This window comes from Ensifer sp. KUDG1, from assembly GCF_050434285.1.
Lineage (GTDB): Bacteria > Pseudomonadota > Alphaproteobacteria > Rhizobiales > Rhizobiaceae > Ensifer.
The window spans coordinates 73,035-88,998 of the sequence record NZ_JBNDIG010000016.1; the positions used below are offsets into that span (position 1 = coordinate 73,035).

General features: G+C 63.8%; 14 protein-coding genes. 2 read left to right on the plus strand and 12 right to left on the minus strand.

The genetic code is table 11. From position 1 onward, the window contains the following. Nucleotides 1-38: 38 nt before the first annotated feature. The gene (locus tag M2267_RS28885; RefSeq protein ID WP_429119343.1) at nt 39-1,160 is read right to left on the minus strand and encodes an ABC transporter substrate-binding protein; all 1,122 of its coding nucleotides are present in this window, start codon (nt 1,158-1,160) and stop codon (nt 39-41) included. Nucleotides 1,161-1,289: 129 nt separating this feature from the next. After that, complete coding sequence (locus tag M2267_RS28890; protein ID WP_192450461.1) at nt 1,290-2,126, minus strand: MurR/RpiR family transcriptional regulator; 837 nt, start codon at nt 2,124-2,126, stop codon at nt 1,290-1,292. A gap of 398 nt (nt 2,127-2,524) precedes the next feature. Between M2267_RS28890 and M2267_RS28895 the strand changes: the two genes are divergently transcribed. Together M2267_RS28895 and M2267_RS28900 are read left to right on the plus strand one after the other, a co-directional pair. Further along, on the plus strand, nt 2,525-3,679 hold the full coding sequence (locus tag M2267_RS28895; RefSeq protein ID WP_429119344.1) for an ATP-binding protein: 1,155 nt from the start codon (nt 2,525-2,527) through the stop codon (nt 3,677-3,679). 97 nt (nt 3,680-3,776) lie between these two features. Continuing rightward, the gene (locus M2267_RS28900; protein WP_429119345.1) at nt 3,777-4,388 is read left to right on the plus strand and encodes an outer membrane protein; all 612 of its coding nucleotides are present in this window, start codon (nt 3,777-3,779) and stop codon (nt 4,386-4,388) included. 186 nt (nt 4,389-4,574) lie between these two features. Here M2267_RS28900 and M2267_RS28905 read toward each other — a convergent pair whose 3' ends face one another. The 10 genes from M2267_RS28905 to M2267_RS28950 all read right to left on the minus strand — a co-directional run bounded on the left by M2267_RS28905 (nt 4,575) and on the right by M2267_RS28950 (nt 15,947). Next, a complete protein-coding gene (locus M2267_RS28905; protein WP_429119346.1) occupies nt 4,575-5,261 on the minus strand; it encodes an RraA family protein in 687 nt (228 codons plus the stop codon). Between the two features lie 23 nt (nt 5,262-5,284). Continuing rightward, a complete protein-coding gene (locus M2267_RS28910) occupies nt 5,285-6,310 on the minus strand; it encodes a hydroxyacid dehydrogenase (RefSeq protein WP_429119347.1) in 1,026 nt (341 codons plus the stop codon). Nucleotides 6,311-6,348: 38 nt separating this feature from the next. Next, nucleotides 6,349-7,197 (minus strand): HpcH/HpaI aldolase/citrate lyase family protein, encoded by an 849-nt coding sequence (locus M2267_RS28915; RefSeq protein ID WP_429119348.1) that lies wholly within the window; start codon nt 7,195-7,197, stop codon nt 6,349-6,351. Further along, nucleotides 7,194-8,408, minus strand: a complete 1,215-nt coding sequence (locus M2267_RS28920; RefSeq protein ID WP_429119349.1) for a CaiB/BaiF CoA transferase family protein — start codon at nt 8,406-8,408, stop codon at nt 7,194-7,196. Before M2267_RS28920 ends, M2267_RS28915 begins: the two co-directional genes overlap by 4 nt. Before the next feature lie 21 nt (nt 8,409-8,429). After that, nucleotides 8,430-9,509, minus strand: a complete 1,080-nt coding sequence (locus tag M2267_RS28925) for an ABC transporter ATP-binding protein (protein ID WP_429119350.1) — start codon at nt 9,507-9,509, stop codon at nt 8,430-8,432. Next, entirely contained in the window at nt 9,502-11,220 is a 1,719-nt protein-coding gene (locus M2267_RS28930; protein ID WP_043614892.1) for an ABC transporter permease, read from the minus strand. The genes M2267_RS28925 and M2267_RS28930 overlap by 8 nt, the downstream gene beginning before the upstream one ends. A 121-nt stretch (nt 11,221-11,341) precedes the next feature. Then, nucleotides 11,342-12,454: an ABC transporter substrate-binding protein gene (locus M2267_RS28935; protein WP_429119351.1), complete on the minus strand. Its 1,113-nt coding sequence runs from the start codon at nt 12,452-12,454 to the stop codon at nt 11,342-11,344. After that, nucleotides 12,454-13,218: an IclR family transcriptional regulator gene (locus M2267_RS28940; RefSeq protein WP_429119352.1), complete on the minus strand. Its 765-nt coding sequence runs from the start codon at nt 13,216-13,218 to the stop codon at nt 12,454-12,456. The genes M2267_RS28935 and M2267_RS28940 overlap by 1 nt, the downstream gene beginning before the upstream one ends. 357 nt (nt 13,219-13,575) lie before the next feature. Continuing rightward, a complete protein-coding gene (locus M2267_RS28945) occupies nt 13,576-14,223 on the minus strand; it encodes an AAA family ATPase (protein ID WP_429119353.1) in 648 nt (215 codons plus the stop codon). A 110-nt stretch (nt 14,224-14,333) separates the two neighbouring features. Beyond that, on the minus strand, nt 14,334-15,947 hold the full coding sequence (locus M2267_RS28950) for an ABC transporter substrate-binding protein (RefSeq protein WP_429119364.1): 1,614 nt from the start codon (nt 15,945-15,947) through the stop codon (nt 14,334-14,336). Between the last annotated feature and the right edge of the window lie 17 nt (nt 15,948-15,964).

The following is a 15,964-nucleotide window of genomic DNA, read 5'->3' on the forward strand; positions in this document are numbered from 1 at the left end:
GCACGCCCGGTGTAGAGCATGCCGACAGACGGTTTCCGTTACTGGAGCGTGATGATCAGGTCGGCGATGCGTCCGCGCGCGGCGGCCGTTTTTGCCGGATCGATCGTCCAGGCTTTCAAGTCATCGAGTTTCACCGAGTCCGGATGGTGGGCGATGGTCTTGCGGGTTGCGTAGTCGCCGGGGACGTTGAAGGGCTCGAAGCCCGCCCCGCCGGTCGGCGTGTCGTCGCCGAACATGAAGTCGATCAGCAACCGAGCAGCCGCCGGATGAGGCGCCTTGTCGGCGACCGTCAGAACCGCCGGAAACAGGATGCCGTTGGCCGGCTCGACATTGTTGGCGATCTGCAGCGCCCAGCCTTCCTTCTCATTGTCGCGACGGTCGGAATAGGTGCCGAAACCGACCGGCGGGTTCTTGGCGTTGACGTCGCCCACCGACTTGTTGAGCACATCGCTGTTGGGAACCAGGATCAGGTCGTTGGCGAAGAGGTCCTTGATGAACTGCTCGCCGGCGCCCTGAAGATCGCTTTCCACTTCGATATCCTTGCCGAATTGCGCCTTGTAGGCGGCTGCCATCTCGTCCGGATGCAGCGCGATCTCGGTCAGGAGGTCGAGCAGTTCGCCACGCTGGCTCGGATCGACCATCAGCACCCTTCCCTGCCACTCTGGCTGTGTGAGTTGCCAGAGATTGCTGACGGGCGAACCGTCAGGAAAGGCCTTCTCGTTGTACATCAGCACCTTGGTCGAGAGGCGCTGCGTCAAAAGCGGCGCCTTGTAGCGGTCCTCCAGTTCATTCGCGACCCGCGGCGGCACGTAGTTCACGATCCGCTTTCCCTCCAGAAGCTTGGTGAACACGACAGGCGTATCGGCGATATAGAGCACGTCGACCGCATGCACGCCGGCCTGCTGTTCGGCTTCGATGCGGGCGATCTGCTTGGTCGAACTCATATCGAGGCCGATGAGGTCGATGCCCGGATAGGTCTCTTCGAAGGCCTTTTCGATCTTGGCGATGCGGCTCGACAGCGAGAAGACGGTGACGCTTCCCTCCTTCTGTGCGAGCGGCAGCAGTTGCTGCGGCGTCAGGCCGTCGAGATCGGACGCCATCGCCAAGGTTGGCAATGCGAAACACGCGGCAAGCGCGGCACTGGTCAGTTTCTTCAGCATTTCGTTCTCCTCCCTTTGTAGTTCCCCCCTAGAGCATCCTGCCTTCAAGTGGGATCACTTTCTGGCGTAAAGATGCTCTAGAATCAAAGCATTAGCGTCGTTCTTGCGTTCATGTGAACGCACGACGCTCTAATCGAAGTCGTTGAACAACTCCGACAACTTCTCCAGCCTGCCGATCACCTGCCCCTGGTGGCGGCCGGCGATCGTGAGCACGATGGCGTTGACGATCGCAAACGGGATCGTCGGTGTCTGAAATTCGCTGCCCGAGCGCCCCCTCGGCGCTGCGAGCATCAGATCGGCGGCGGGCTCCATCAGCGGCCCGACCAGATCGGAAACGAGGATCGATTGCGCACCGACCCGCGTCGCGTGCCGCACCAGCGGGCCGTAGCTTTGCGGCTGCTTGCGAAAGGCAAGCGCCACGACCAGGTCGCCCGCCTCCATGCCGACCAGGCGCTCGGCGATGTCCCGGCCGCGCCCCGTCAGCTGGATCGTGGTCATGCCGAAGCGGTCGAGGCGACGCTGCAGGAAACCGGCAACCGATTGCGCGTGCCCCTGCCCAAAGATGAAGACCCGGCGCGCCGAAAAGATCATGTCGGCCGCCCTGTCGATGTCCGCCTGCTCGACCGAGCGGGCGAGCGTTTCGAGCGCGCTGATCTCGGCTGCGATCAGATCGGTCAGGTAGTCGCCATGCTCGACCTTCGAGACCGAGCGGCGCATGCGGTTGGCCGCGTCCTGATCGTCCAGCACCTCGCGCTGCAACTGGGCGCGGAGATCCGGAAAACCCTTGTAGCCGAGCTTCTGCGCCAGTCGGGTGGCGGTCGCCTCATGCACGGAGGCGCGCTGCGAAATCTGCGGGCCCGACAGGAACGCGGCCTCCGCCCGGTTTTCCAGCATGGTCGTGATCAGCTTCTGATCCGCATCGGTAAGCCGCCTGGAATGCGTCTTAATGCGATCGAGTATCGTCATGACGTCCCCGCAAGTTCATTTGCAGGATCCATCGTTCCTGCAATTTTCCATGCCGTCAATAATAGAAATGCAAGAATCTTTGCAAGGGTCTGCAACGGCCGATGCCACCTGGTTGCGGATGGGCTCCCCGCCCTGCAGGCCACCCGCCACAGGCCCCGACGAACCTACCTTCGCGCGCTTCGCGAAAGCGCATCTGCAACCTTTGCGGTTACCCGACAGATTCTTTGCAAAGCACCGCAAACCGACGCCGCCGGCCGTGGTTGCGCCGGGATGGCATGGGTCCTCGAACGTTTGCTCCTCCGATTTCGGCGCCCTCTCCACGCAACCCACACACGGCCTCAACGAATCCTGTGCCTTCCGGTTGCACCGCTGATTGCAGAGAAACTCCGAGAACCACCATGAGCGATCCCCAAACGACAGACCTAGCCGTCGGCCCAATCCCGAGCAGCTATCCCAAGAAAAGGGAATGGGCGATCGGAGGCTTCAACTGGCTTCTGACGAAGCACATGTTTCTGGCGGTGACAGCCACCATTGGTGTGCTGACGTCGGGATCGTTCATTTACATGTACGTCCTCTACCTGATGCACTCGGACGCGGTCCTCGAACCGGTCACCCTGGTCGAGCTCCTGGTGATGGCCGCGGTGCTCGCCGTCAGCCTCATCATCGCTGCGATCATCGGCGGTCGCCTCAGCCACCGGATCGTGAACGCGCTGGTGCTCATCCGCGATGCCGCAAAGGCGATTGCAATGGGAAACTTCTCCACCCGCGTGCCGGTTCGATCGCGACGACTGGGGGAGGTCGACGACGTGATCGACCATTTCAATCGCATGGCCGAGCTGCTGGAGAGCGCGGAGAAGGAGTTGCAGTACCAGAACAACGCCATCGCCCATGAATTGCGAACGCCGCTAACGGTGCTGCGTGGCCGCCTGCAAGGCATGCGCGATGGCCTCTTCGAACCAACCACCAAACTTTACGATGGCTTGATCGGCCAGATCGATCACCTGACCAGCATCGTCGAGGATCTTCGCATCCTGGCGCTCTCGAATGTGGGGCGGCTGGAGCTCCGCCTGGAGCCGGGCGACATGGGCGAGGAGGTCGAGACCGCCGTCGCCGCGATGCTCGGCGAGTTCGACAAGGCGGGGATGCCGGTATCGCTCGACCTCAGCCGGGCGCCGATGACGCTTGATCGCGCCAAGGTTCGACAGGCCCTGCTGGCAATCATGCACAATGCCACCCGCTATGCACCCGGCAGCCGGCTCTCCATCGTGGCGAAGATGAGAGGTTCGGAAGCCATCTTCCAATGCCAGGATACGGGCCTCGGCATGTCCGATCTCGACATCGAACACGCGTTTGATCGGTTCTGGCGCGCGGACGATTCCCGATCGCGAGCGAGCGGCGGCAGCGGCCTCGGCCTCTCGGTCGTTCGTGCGATCGCCGAAGCCCATGGCGGTTCGACCAGCGCAAAGCGAAACGAGTTCGGCGGCATGACCTTTGAAATCGCCTTGCCGACCGAATGCGGGAGCAAAGGCGCGCAAAGCGTACTCTCTCCATGAAACCCGGATGAACTCTGCGCGGAACCTGCAAGCAGATGAGGCAAATCGATCGCATTGAACGGGCCGGACCGGTCCGCGACAATAAAGGAAACGATCGATGACACTCAACTTCAAGACGGCCGCGCTTGCTCTGGGCGTTGCCGCAGCCGCTTCGGCGGCGCAGGCCGCTGATTTCAACAATTCGGGCGTCGACTTTGCCAATGTGGATCGTTGGACGGGGACCTATGCGGGTGGCCACATCGGCACCGGCTCCTCGAACCAGAAGGGCAGCAAGAACAAGATCAACGGCGGCGTCCAGGTCGGCTACAACCAGCAGTTCGGCCAGTTCGTGGTGGGCGGCGAGATCGAGGCGGCGCGCGCCGGTGGCCTGCAGTATCAGGTCGGCAAGGGCGGCGCCTTGCAGCAAACCTGGAGCGGCACCGCCCGCGCCAAGGCCGGCTACGCACTCGACAACGTCTTGCTCTACGGCACGGTCGGCGTCACCACCGCGCGCTTCGAGGGCAAGGGCACCGTGACCTCCGGCGATCGCTGGCACACGGGCTGGACCTATGGCGCCGGCGCCGAGATGGGGTTCACCGAAAACATCTCCGGCAAGGTCGAGTATAGCCAGACCCGCTTCAACGGCGTGGACTCCACGATCGGTGGCGTGAAGGGCTCGAACAATCTGGTCAATCACGCGATCAAGACGGGCCTGAATTTCCGTTTTTGATCTCGAATACGACCGGTTCTACCGTCCCCCTAGCACCGGTCGGGCGAGCGGCAACACCTCGCCAACCGGCGGCGCCACAATCAAAATCGGGCATGTCCCCCGAATGTCGGCCGAACCCGCCCCGGGCGAGCCAACGCCGAACGGGCCGCATCGGCGCCTTCGATCTCGGGCGCTCGCGAGCGCGTTTCAGGCGCCCTCGCCGACGAAGCTGCAGCCCAGTCTTTCCAGTTCTCGGTCAACCCAGGACCGGTCGATCTCGCCGAGCACCGTCGCATTCATCTGCTTGGCCTCGGCCTCGTGCTTGGCGCGGGTCGCCTTGAGAACCGTGTCGGCATCGGCTCTGGGTATGCACACCACGCCGTCGAAATCTCCCAGAATGAGGTCGCCTGGATTGATCACCATGCCGGCGATCGAGATCTGGAAGCCGATTTCGCCGGGACCGGTGCGGTAGGGTCCCCGGTGCGTCACGCCGATTGCGTAAAGCGGCAGGTCCTGGGCGCGAATGGCCTCGGCGTCGCGGATCGCACCGTTGAGGACGAAGCCCGCGACCCCACGTTTTACCGCATGGGCCAGCATCAACTCGCCCATCAACGCATTGGTGGTATCGCCGCCGGCATCGACGACGATGACGTCGCCGGGCTTGGCGATATCGATCGCCTTGTGCAGCATCAGGTTGTCGCCGGGGCAGGTCTTGACCGTGAGCGCCGGGCCGCAAAGCACGCCGCCGCCATGCATCGGGCGCAGCCGGTCGCCGCCGGCGACCAGCCGGGACATGCTGTCGGACACGTTGGCGACGGGCAAGGCGCGGAACGCCTCGATATAGGAGGGATCGACACGTTCCATGTCGCTCTTCACTCGGAAACCGATCGGCATATCTTGTTCTCTCCTCGGAACGGTTAGGCTGGCCGTTTGCGCAGGCCGAGGCTCTTCGGCGTTGCAAGGCTGAAGGCGTCGGGCGCTTCGCCGCCGAGCACGCTGATGATGTGCCGCGCGGCGATTTCCGCCATGGCCTTCGACGAGCCCTTGGTCACGCCGCCGATATGCGGCGTGGCGAGCAGGTTCGGCGCCGCCCACAGCGGATTGTCGGCAGCCGGCGGTTCCGTGGCGAAGCTGTCGAGGGCGGCACCCGCGATGCGCTTGTCGCGCAAGGCGATGGCAAGCGCTGCCTCGTCGATGAGGCCGCCGCGCGCCGTGTTGACGATGAACGACGTCGGCTTCATCAACGAAAGGCGACGGGCGTCGATCAGGTGGCGCGTCTCGGCCGTCAGCGGGCAATGCAGGCTGACGATATCGGCGTGGCGGACAAGGTCGTCCACGCCGCTGACGGTTTCGATGTTCGCCTCGGCGAGCCCCGCCGCCGCATGCGGATCGTAGACGATCACGTCCATGCCGAGCGCGCGGGCCATCGCAGCCGTCTCGCGTCCGATCGCGCCATAACCGACGAGCCCCATCATCGTGCCGATGATATCCCGCCCCATGAAGGTCGGCTTCGGCCAGCGGCCGTCCTTGACCGCTGCCGTCAGCGGGCCGATCTCCTTGAGCAAGGCGAGCGAAAGGGCGATCGCGTGTTCGGCGACCGCGCGCGCGTTCGATCCCATGGAACGCAATACCGGCACGCCCCGGTCAGCCGCCGCCTGGATGTCGACATTGTCGACGCCGACGCCATGCTTGACGATGACCTTCAGCTTCGGCGAGGCGGCGATCACCGCCTCGTTGATCTGGCCCTGGCGAACCATGATCGCGTCGATACCGAGTTCGGCCGCACGCGCGGCGACGATGTCGGAGGCATCGTAGGGCGGCGAGAAGAAGACGTCGCAGTCATGCGCGTTGAGCAATTCGACCGCACTCTCGGCGATCGAATTGTGGGTCACGAGAACGCGCCATTTGCGGCGCGCTCCCATGGCGCTGGAAGGATTTGACACTGTTTTCTCCAATAGGCTTCCCCACGCTGGGGGTGCGGTCAATGTGAGGCGCGCGTCAGCAAGGCGCGGGCGCGCGTGACGATCGGCAGGTCGACAAACTTGCCCTCGAAGACAAAGGCACCGACGCCGTCCGCTGCGGCCGCATCTGCAGCCTCGATGAGGCGCCGGGCGCGGTAGATCTCGGCCTCGGACGGTGAAAAGCCGTCGTTCAGCAGGGCAACGACACTCGGGTGGATGCAGGTCGCGCCATCGAAGCCGAATTCCTTGGCCTCCCTGATGGCTGCAGTCAGTGCCACCTTGTCGGCATAGTCGGCCGTGCTGCGCAGCAAGCCGAAGGACATGATCCCCGCCGCCTTAGCCGCATAATGGATCAGGAGCTTCGGAAGACGCAGAACCTCCGGCGTCGGCTGTGCCGCCATCGATGTGGCGAGGTCCTCGCCACCGGCCGAAAGTGCAAAGACCCGCGGCCCTGCCGCGATGGACGCGACATTCTGCAATCCGATCGGATCCTCGATCAGCGGCACAAAGCGCATCGGGCTGCGCTGCTTCGCGGTTTCGATCGGCGTTAGATGGCGGTCGAGCCGGTGCAGAAGCTCGGGCGAGGACACCTTCGGCACGTAGAGCGCGTCGGCGCCGGCTTCGCAGGCTGCCGCTGCGTCCGCGAGCATCGCGGCCTCGTCATGGGTGTTGATCCGGACGATGACGATGGCACCGCGCTGCCCGACCATCGGCAGGTTCTTGCCGAGTGCCGCCCTTGCGGTTTCCTTTTCGCTCGGCGCGACCGCGTCTTCGAGATCGACGATGATCGCATCGGCGCCGCGTTCGTGCGCCTTTTCAAGGAACCGGGGCGAACTGCCGGGGACGTAAAGGAGCGAGCGCAGCCTCATTCGGTTCGTCCTCCCATGATCAGATCGATCTCGTCGGTCGACAGACCGGCTTCCGCGAGCACGTCGCGCGTGTTTTCGCCAAGCGACGGCGCCGGATTGCGCCAGACGCCGGGCGTTCCCGACATCCGCGGCAGGATGTTGTGCATCGGCAGCGAACCGAAATCACGATCCTCGACCTCGGTGAAAACCTCGCGCTCGACGAAGTGCGGATCGCAAAAGGCATCGGCGATGTTGTAGACGGGACCGACGGTCGCTCCCGCCTCCCGCATTACGTCGAGTGCGTCATCGCGATCGCGCGTCGCGAACCAGGCCCCCACCGCCTCGTCGACCAGCGGCCGGTTGAAAACCCGGTCGGTGTTGGTGGCAAAGCGCGGATCGTCGATCATGTCAGCCCGGCCGATGATCTCGAAGATCCGCTTCGCCACGGCCTGGGTCGAGCCGGACAAGGCGACGAACTTGCCGTCCGCGCAGCGATAGACGTTCCGCGGCGAGGTCGTGTTCGAACCGCTGCCGACACGCTCCTTGATCTTGCCGGTGGTCTTGTAGATCGCCGCCTCAGGCCCAAGCACCGAGAACATCGGCTCAAGCAGGGAAAGATCAAGGACCTGGCCGCGGGCAATGCCTCGCTCGCGGGCCAGAAGCGCCGTGCTGACGGCGGACGCGCCGTAGATGCCGGCGATCATGTCGGCAAGTGCCAGCGGCGGCAGCACCGGCTCGCGATCCGGAAACCCGGTGCGCGCCGCAAAGCCGCTCATCGCTTCCACCAGCGTGCCGAAACCGGGAAGCTCCGCGTAGGGACCGGTCTGGCCGAAGCCGGAAATGCGCACGATGATCAGATCGGGATTGCGCGCCAGAAGCTTCTCGGGCGCCAGCCCCATCTCTTCGAGCGTGCCCGGCCGAAAGTTCTCGATGAAGACATCGACCGTGTCGAGCAGCTTGAACAGCGCGTCCATCGCCGCCGGTTCGCGCAGGTTGAGCATCACCGACCGCTTGTTGCGGCCGTAGGTCTTCCAGTAGAGCGAGCTTCCGCCGTCGCGCCAGTCGCGCAACGGATCGCCGGCCGGCGGCTCGACCTTGATCACGTCTGCACCGAAATCGCCGAGCTGAAGCGACAGCATGTTTCCGGCAACGAGGCGGGACAGATCGACGACACGAATGCCGTGGAGCGGCCCCTTTGCATCCGCATCGAAGCGTTTCGGTTCCCTGGTCATAGGATGATCCGTCCTCATGCGTCAGGCCTGCGGGCGGGATTGCGCGGAAAACAGGGTCGAAGCTTCCGGCGGCACATAGACAAAGACCTGGCTGTCGGCGATCTCCCGGCTCGTCTGCACGCGGAAGGTGCTGCCGGCGCCAACAAGCTCATACTGATAGACGGATCCGAGATAGGCGCCGCCCTGCACCGTCGCCTGCACGACGTTGTCGCCGGCGCCGCTGACGATCTGCAGGCGTTCCGGACGGACTGCCACGACCACCTTCTCGCCCGTGCCGCCTGCACCGGCATTGGCGCGGATGACCGTTTGATCGTCCAGGCGGACGCTGGCAGCCCCACCGCTGCCGCCAACCACGGTTCCGCTCAGGAAGTTCGAGGAACCGATGAAGTCCGCGACAAAGGCGTCGGCCGGCGTCTCATAGATCTCCTTCGGCGTGCCGAGCTGCCGGATACGGCCGGTGTCCATGACCGCGATGCGGTCGGAGACGGCAAGCGCCTCGGCCTGGTCGTGCGTGACGTAGACGGTCGTGACGCCAAGCCGTTCCTGCAGTTCACGCAGCCAGACGCGCGCCCGCTCGCGCAGCTTGGCATCGAGGTTGGAGAGCGGTTCGTCGAGAAGCAGGAGGCCGGGGCGGTAGACTAGGGCACGCGCAAGCGCGACGCGCTGCTGTTGTCCGCCCGAAAGCTCAAACGGGTAGCGCTCGGCAAAGCGCGCCATCTCGACGAGTTCGAGCGCCTCCTTGATCCGCTCGTCCTGCTCGGCGCGCCCGATCTTGCGCAGTTTCAGCGGATAGGCGAGGTTCTGGGCGACCGACATGTGCGGCCACAGCGCGTAGCTCTGGAAAACGAGGCCGATGTTGCGCTGCTCGGGCGGCACGACCGTTCCGGTTCTGCCGTCGAAAAGCACGCGCTCGCCCATCCGGATTGCGCCGGAGGTTGCGTGATTGAGCCCGGAGATCGCAAACAGCGTGGTCGATTTTCCGCAGCCGGAAGGTCCGAGCAGCGTCAGGAACTCTCCCTTCGGGATCGTCAGCGAAACGTTGCTGACGGCCTTGTAGGAGCCGTAGCTGATGGAGAGGTCGTCGAGGATGAGATCAGCCATAGATCTTGGCTCCCAGTAGACGGCGCGCCATGAAGACGAACAAGGCCGTGATGATGACTTGGATGGTGGCCAGCGCGGAGACGGGTCCGTTGTCGCCCTGGGCGTAGAGCTGGAGCATGGTCGAGCCGATGATCTCGGATCCCGGCTGATAGAGGAAAACCGCGGTGACGTATTCCTTGAAGAAGTGGATGAAGAGCAGCGCGAAGCTTGAAAACAGCGCCGGCTTCAGGAGCGGCAGGACGATGCGGGTGACGGTCGTCCACCAGTCGCCGCCGGAAATGCGGGACGCCCGGTCGAGTTCCTCGCCGATCTGCGACAGCGCCGGGGCGATCGCACCGAAACCGATCGGAATGTAGCGCACGACGAAGGCGGCGATGAGGATCCAGATCGTACCGCGAATCATGTCGAGGCCGGGAACCCAAATCACCGCATAGAAGAAGCCGAGACCGGCAATGATGCCCGGCAACGAGCGCGGGAACAGGGCCACATATTCCAGGGCGCGGCGGAAGCGGTACTCGGAGCGCTTGGCCACGAGAGCGATCAGAACCACGCAGGCCGTGCCGATGATGCCGCCGAGGAACGAGATGACCACCGAATTGAGGATGGCTCTGATGTAGCCGGGTTGGCTGAAGATCAGCTCGAAATTGGCAAAGGTCAGCAGCTTCCAGAACGGAACCAGCGGCGTGAGGAAACTGACGCTCGCCCGCATGAAGATGCCAGCAAAGACGGCGACGATCGTGAAGAGCACGTAGGCGGCGACCGCCGCGAACGCGACCCATCGCCATTTCCCGAGATCGACGAGCGACGGGCGCGAGGCCTTGCCGCGCACCGTCACGAAGCGGCCGCTGTCCTTCATCAGGCGGCCCTGCAGCCACACGAGCAGGCCGACGATCACGAGCAGCATCACGGCCCCCGCGCCGACGATGCCGTAGTCGGATTGCACGGCGGCGTTGATGCCCTGGTCGTAGAGGAAGGTCGTCACCGTATGGATGCCACTCGGACCGCCGAAGACGAGCGGGATCGCCAGCATCTCGATGCCGATGACGAAATTCAGGACTGCGGAGTAGACCATCGCCGGGCGCATCATCGGAACGGTGATGTTGAGCAGCGCCTTCATCGGGCTGGCGCCTGCCGAACGGGCAGCGTCCTCGAGCTGCGCATCGGCCTTGGTGACCGCACCGATGCACATGAGATAGGCAAGCGGCGCCTGGCTGAGGCCAGCGACGATGCTCATGCCGGTCAGGCTGTAGAGGTTCCACGGGGTAAGCCCGGTCCCCGCCTTGACCGCAAGGGTGATGTAGCCGGACGGGCCGTACATCGTGAACCAACCGAAGGCCATGACGAGGTTGCTGACGAACAGCGGCCAGATCAGGATCTCGCCGATCCACTTGCGGCCGGGCAGATTGGTGCGACCGACGATGACCGCCATCACCGAACCGAATAGCTGCGCCACCACCATCGTCACGACGGCGAAGAAGAGCGTGTTGAGCACGATCTTGCCCATGCCGGCCTCGGTGAAGAGGCGAACGAAATTGCCGGCGGTCAGCGCGGCATCGGGCTTGTAGAGCGGCTGGTCCAGGAAGGCCTGGAGGATGATGGGCGCAATCGGCCCGATCACGAGGATCGTGGTCAGGATACTCACGGTCCAGAAGATAGCGGTCGATCGGTCACGCCCGGCGTGCGCTGGCGACCCTGCTGCGAGTTCGGTCATGGCAATAGTCCTCGAAGGCCGTCCGCATGCGCGAAAGACGGGCGTCAGGCTTCGTATTGTTAAGAAAAGGGGACAGGCCGCCGACCGGTATCGGTTCGCTCGACGGCCCTGCCCGTGGCCGTTAATTGCCAGCCATCGCAGCGGTCCACTTGGTGGCCAAGCCCGCCGCGTCGTCGATCAGCGCCCGGTCGAAACCGACGGCGATGAGATTTTCCATGCCGACCTTCTCGGCGATCGCCTGGTAGGTGTAGCGAACCTCGGCTTCATCGACGTCTTCGCGATAGGGGGTCAGCCCGCCCTTGCCGATCTGGGTCTGGCCGTTGCGGCTGAGCAGATAGTCGACGAACAGTTTTGCCGAATTCGGGTTGGCGGCTTCGTTCGGAATGCCGAGGCCGCGCAGCATGACCGGGGTGCCGTCGTCCGGGAAGGCAAAGCCGAGGATCTCGCCACCGGGCTGTTCCAGGCGCGGGAAAATCGTGATGCCCGAGACGGCGATGCCGACGAGATATTCGCCCGTGGCAATCTTCTCGTTCATCGGGCCGCCGGAGACTTCGCCGCGGATCATCGGTCCGATCTGGCGCAGTTCCTTCCAGCCTTCGTCACCCTTGACCTGTAGGGTCTTCCACCAGGCGGCGAGGCCGAAGGAATTGCGCGCCGCGTCATAGGTGGTGATCTTGCCGTCGAAGCTTGCCTTGTCGGCCGCCGCCGCCTTGACGAGCGACGAGAAGCCGGTCGGGCGCTGACCTTCGGGAAGCAGGGCGGCATTGTAGGTGATGACGAGCGGATCCGCCGACATCACGAAGATGCCCGGATAGGGATTGGCGAAACCTGGCAGGCTCTCGATTTCCGGGCTCGGATAGTCGAGCATGCGGCCCTCGGTGCCGTAGCGTGCCCAGCGGTCGTTGGCGCCCGACACCAGGACATCGGCGGTGCGCGCGCCGCTGCCGGCCTCGGCCTCCCAGCGCGTGTGCACCGTGCCGGATCCAAGGTCCAGCGTCTCAACCTTGATCCACGGATAGAGTTCGTTGAAGCCCTTGATTACCGGCTGCCAGTTGTTGTCGGCCATGTTGGAATAGACGACGAGCCCGGCTTCCTTGCGCGATGCGTCGACGAGCTGGGCGTAGTCGGCCGGATAATAGTCCGGCAGCTTCGGCTCCTGCGCGTAAGCGCCGGTCGAGAACGCTGCCGATGCCGCGACGAGCCAGCCGGCCAGTTCTCTTTTCATATAGGTCATTACTTCCTCCCGTGGGTTTTCCCGTTCTTCATCACGCGGCGCGAAAGCTCCTCACTTGCGCGGCGCGCAGCCTCGACCGTCGCCTTGGTGACGCGTTCGAGATTGTTGGCGATCCGCTCGCGCGGACCTGAAATATTGACGACGGCAAGGATGCGGCCGTCCGGATCGACGATCGGCGCCGCCACACCGGCAGCACCCTCGACACGTCCGTAGAGATTGGCGACATAGCCGTCGCTGCGGGCGGCGCTGACGCGCTCGGCGATTGCGTCCGGATCGTCCTCACGTGCGACGTTGCCGCGCAGATAGGCTTCGAGGTCGCCGTCGTTCAGCCCGGAAAGCAGCATGAGACCGCTGGCAACGTAGTGCGCAACGCGCGGCGCAGCGATGTCGCGGTCGTAGCGGATCTCCCGCATCGGCAGGATCTTGTTGAGGTAGCGGACCTGGCGGTCGTCGGTGAGAACGGCGATGAAGCCCGTCTCTTCGATCGCACCGACCGTCTCGCGAAGGATGGGCTCGGCCACCCGCAGGATCGTGCCCCAGCCATTGTTGTCCGCCGACGGCTCGCCGGGCAGGCGGATCAGCAGATAGCGACCATCGGCCTGCCGGGTGACGTACCCGCCCTCAACCAGCGTCCTTAAAAGAAGCAGCGTGCTGCTCTTCGGCAGTTCAAGCGCCTGAACGACTTCCGCCAGGGTGGAGGCCTCGCCGCGCGACGCGAGCCACTCGATCAGATCAAGAATTCTTTCCGCGCCGCGACCGCTCATTCAAATTTCCTCTTGTTCAATATATTGAACGCGTGCTATATTGTGAATGCTACGGAAGCGCCTCGCCTTTGTCAAGGCGCTCGCCGGCGTCATCCCGTTTCGTGAACATGTGAGGCTGCCAGGACGCCGTCCCCGAACCCGCGGCCATCCGACCCGATCTCACGGCCCAATGCCGCAAACGCGTCTCACCGAGGCGGCATGCCGCGTTGGAACTCGCAACCCACGCGCGGAAAGATCTCGGTCACCGGCAGGTGGACCGAGCAGCATGCAAGGACGTGGCTGAGTGGAGAGGATGAAGCAGGGGGCGGAACCGGGAGCCGCGCCCGTTGCGCGGGACACCGGCATCATGAAACGCCTCTAGCGGCGGCCGCGTGCCAGAATGCTGGCGATCGCCTCTGCCGCCTGTTCTGCTGTCAAAGAAGTGGTATCGAGCGTTTCGAGCCCAAGGCTCCGGTACTCGGCAGCGTCCGAAAGCGCAGAGCCGATTGCCGCATCTTCCTCGCCTCGACGCGTGAGCCTTCTCGTCCGCTCGCTGTCGCTACAATCAAGCACGAGCCATTGGCCTTCGGGCCAATCTGAAAGTTCATCCGGCGTACAGACGCCAAGCAGGACAACACGGGCGGGATCCGCGATCTCGACCGCCCTCCTGACGAGCGCGGCATAGGACGACCATGTCGCCTCGGTCTCGCTGATATCGCAGCCGGCAAGCAACCCGGCCGGCTCCATCAACGCGTCCCAATCCAGGATCACCGACTGGGGAAGCAGGTGACGCAAATGCGCGACGACGGCCGTTTTGCCGGATCCCGGCGCGCCGAGGACATACCACATCTTGCCTTCTCTCATGGCCATTTCGCCGCCTCGGGTCGTCAGCGGCTGCGCACAAAGCGCACCGTTCCGTACCCGCTGCGCTCCGCACCAGGGAGTTGCAGATATAGTCACCCGAACACGGCGATCAACGCCCGGCGCGGCTATCGGCTGCCTCCGGGCGGTCAATGTCGTGGTCATTCATCAACCCCCATGGAGCCACTGAAGCCCGAAAACTTCAGCGCCCCAAGCGCAACCGAATGAACGCTCGCCTAAAGGACCGGATTGGCGGCGAGCCCAGATCGGGTGGGTTACTCCTCGATGTCGACCTTGTCGAAGCGATGCGAGCCCAGGGGCTCCATCACGTAGTTCTTCACCTTTTTCGACATCGGCAGCACGACGGTGGAATGCGCGATCGGAACCCAGGGCGCCTGATCGCTGATGATCGCCTGGGCTTCTTCGTAGAGCTTCGTCCGCTCGCCCTGGTCCGCACTGGTCCGCGCCTTCTGGAAGATCTCGTCGAGCGGCTTGTAGCACCAGTTGGCATTGTTGGCGCCGCCGACGCCGGCGCAGCTGAAGAAGTAGCTGAGCAGGTTGTCCGGATCGCCGTTGTCGCTGGTGCCGCCGAGGATGACCGCGCCATCACGCGCCTCGTCGCGCACCTTCTTCAGGTACTCGCCCCATTCATAGGAAACGATCTCGACGCCGATGCCGACCTTGGCGAGGTCCGACTGCATCAGTTCCGCGGCGCGCCGGGCGTTCGGCATATAGGGGCGGCTGACCGGCATCGCCCAGATCTTCATCTTCAGATCCTTGACGCCGGCCTGGTCGAGAAGCTTCTTTGCCGCCTCCGGATCGTAGCTGTAGCCCTCGATCGAGCCGTTATAGCCCCACATCGTCGGCGGCAGCACGCTCTTGGCGACCTGTCCCATGCCCTGGTAGACGGAATCGACGATCGCCTTACGGTCGATCGCCATGTTGATGGCGCGGCGCACTTCCAGCTTGTCGAACGGCGCGACCAGCGTGTTCATCGCCAGATAGGAAACGTTGAGCCCCGGCTGCTCCATGACATTGAGATCAGGATTTTCCTTCAGCTTGGCGATATCGGCCGGCGCCGGATATGGAGCGATGTGGCATTCGCCCGCCTGAAGCTTCTGCATGCGGGTGGTCGGATCGGTGGTGATCGCGAAGATGAGGTTATCGATCTTCGGCGCACCGTCCCAATAGTCGGCATTTGCGACAAAGCGGATCGCCGCGTCCTGCTGGTAGTCGACGAAGCGGAACGGTCCGGTGCCGACCGGCTTGCGGTCGAGATCCTGGCGCCGCCCCTCCGCCGCCAGCTTGTCGGCATATTCCTTCGACACGATCGAGCCGAAGTTCAGCGCGAGCTTCGACGGCAGCGACGCATCCGGCTGGTTCAGCACAAACTTGACAGTGCTGTCATCGACCTTGACGATCTCCTTGATCGCCGCCGGTATTTCCATCGCGTTGAACATTTCCCAGTTCGCGCCGGCGAAATAGCTGTGCCACGGATCGTCCTTGTCCATCTGGCGGTTGAAAGTGAAGAGCACGTCGTCGGCATTGAAATCGCGCGTCGGCGTGAAATCGTTCGTCGTCTGGAACTTCACGCCCGAGCGCAGCTTCAGCGTATATTCGAGATTGTCGGCGGAAATGGTCCAGCTTTCGGCGAGACCCGGAACGACATTGGTGGTGCCGGGGGCGAATTCGGTGAGCCGGTCATAGACCGTCTCGGCCGATGCGTCCCAGGTGCTGTTGGCCGAATAGAGTGCCGCGTCGAACCCTTCCGGCGCACCTTCCGAGCAATAGACGAGCGTTTTTGCCATGGCCGGCGTCAGTGCCGCGCCCGAAAGCATGGTTGCTGCAAAGAGCGAGACAAGGGTGCTGCGCGTCCGCGCGAATTTCATGTTCATTGGTCTGTCCT

What these genes read in the sequence shown, in the direction of transcription:
- M2267_RS28885 (WP_429119343.1), bottom strand. Translation starts at nt 1,160, where the DNA reads ATGCTGAAGAAACTGACCAGTGCCGCGCTTGCCGCGTGTTTCGCATTG.
- M2267_RS28890 (WP_192450461.1), bottom strand. Translation starts at nt 2,126, where the DNA reads ATGACGATACTCGATCGCATTAAGACGCATTCCAGGCGGCTTACCGAT.
- M2267_RS28895 (WP_429119344.1), top strand. Translation starts at nt 2,525, where the DNA reads ATGAGCGATCCCCAAACGACAGACCTAGCCGTCGGCCCAATCCCGAGC.
- M2267_RS28900 (WP_429119345.1), top strand. Translation starts at nt 3,777, where the DNA reads ATGACACTCAACTTCAAGACGGCCGCGCTTGCTCTGGGCGTTGCCGCA.
- M2267_RS28905 (WP_429119346.1), bottom strand. Translation starts at nt 5,261, where the DNA reads ATGCCGATCGGTTTCCGAGTGAAGAGCGACATGGAACGTGTCGATCCC.
- M2267_RS28915 (WP_429119348.1), bottom strand. Translation starts at nt 7,197, where the DNA reads ATGAGGCTGCGCTCGCTCCTTTACGTCCCCGGCAGTTCGCCCCGGTTC.
- M2267_RS28920 (WP_429119349.1), bottom strand. Translation starts at nt 8,408, where the DNA reads ATGACCAGGGAACCGAAACGCTTCGATGCGGATGCAAAGGGGCCGCTC.
- M2267_RS28925 (WP_429119350.1), bottom strand. Translation starts at nt 9,509, where the DNA reads ATGGCTGATCTCATCCTCGACGACCTCTCCATCAGCTACGGCTCCTAC.
- M2267_RS28930 (WP_043614892.1), bottom strand. Translation starts at nt 11,220, where the DNA reads ATGACCGAACTCGCAGCAGGGTCGCCAGCGCACGCCGGGCGTGACCGA.
- M2267_RS28935 (WP_429119351.1), bottom strand. Translation starts at nt 12,454, where the DNA reads ATGACCTATATGAAAAGAGAACTGGCCGGCTGGCTCGTCGCGGCATCG.
- M2267_RS28940 (WP_429119352.1), bottom strand. Translation starts at nt 13,218, where the DNA reads ATGAGCGGTCGCGGCGCGGAAAGAATTCTTGATCTGATCGAGTGGCTC.
- M2267_RS28945 (WP_429119353.1), bottom strand. Translation starts at nt 14,223, where the DNA reads ATGACCACGACATTGACCGCCCGGAGGCAGCCGATAGCCGCGCCGGGC.
- M2267_RS28950 (WP_429119364.1), bottom strand. Translation starts at nt 15,947, where the DNA reads ATGAAATTCGCGCGGACGCGCAGCACCCTTGTCTCGCTCTTTGCAGCA.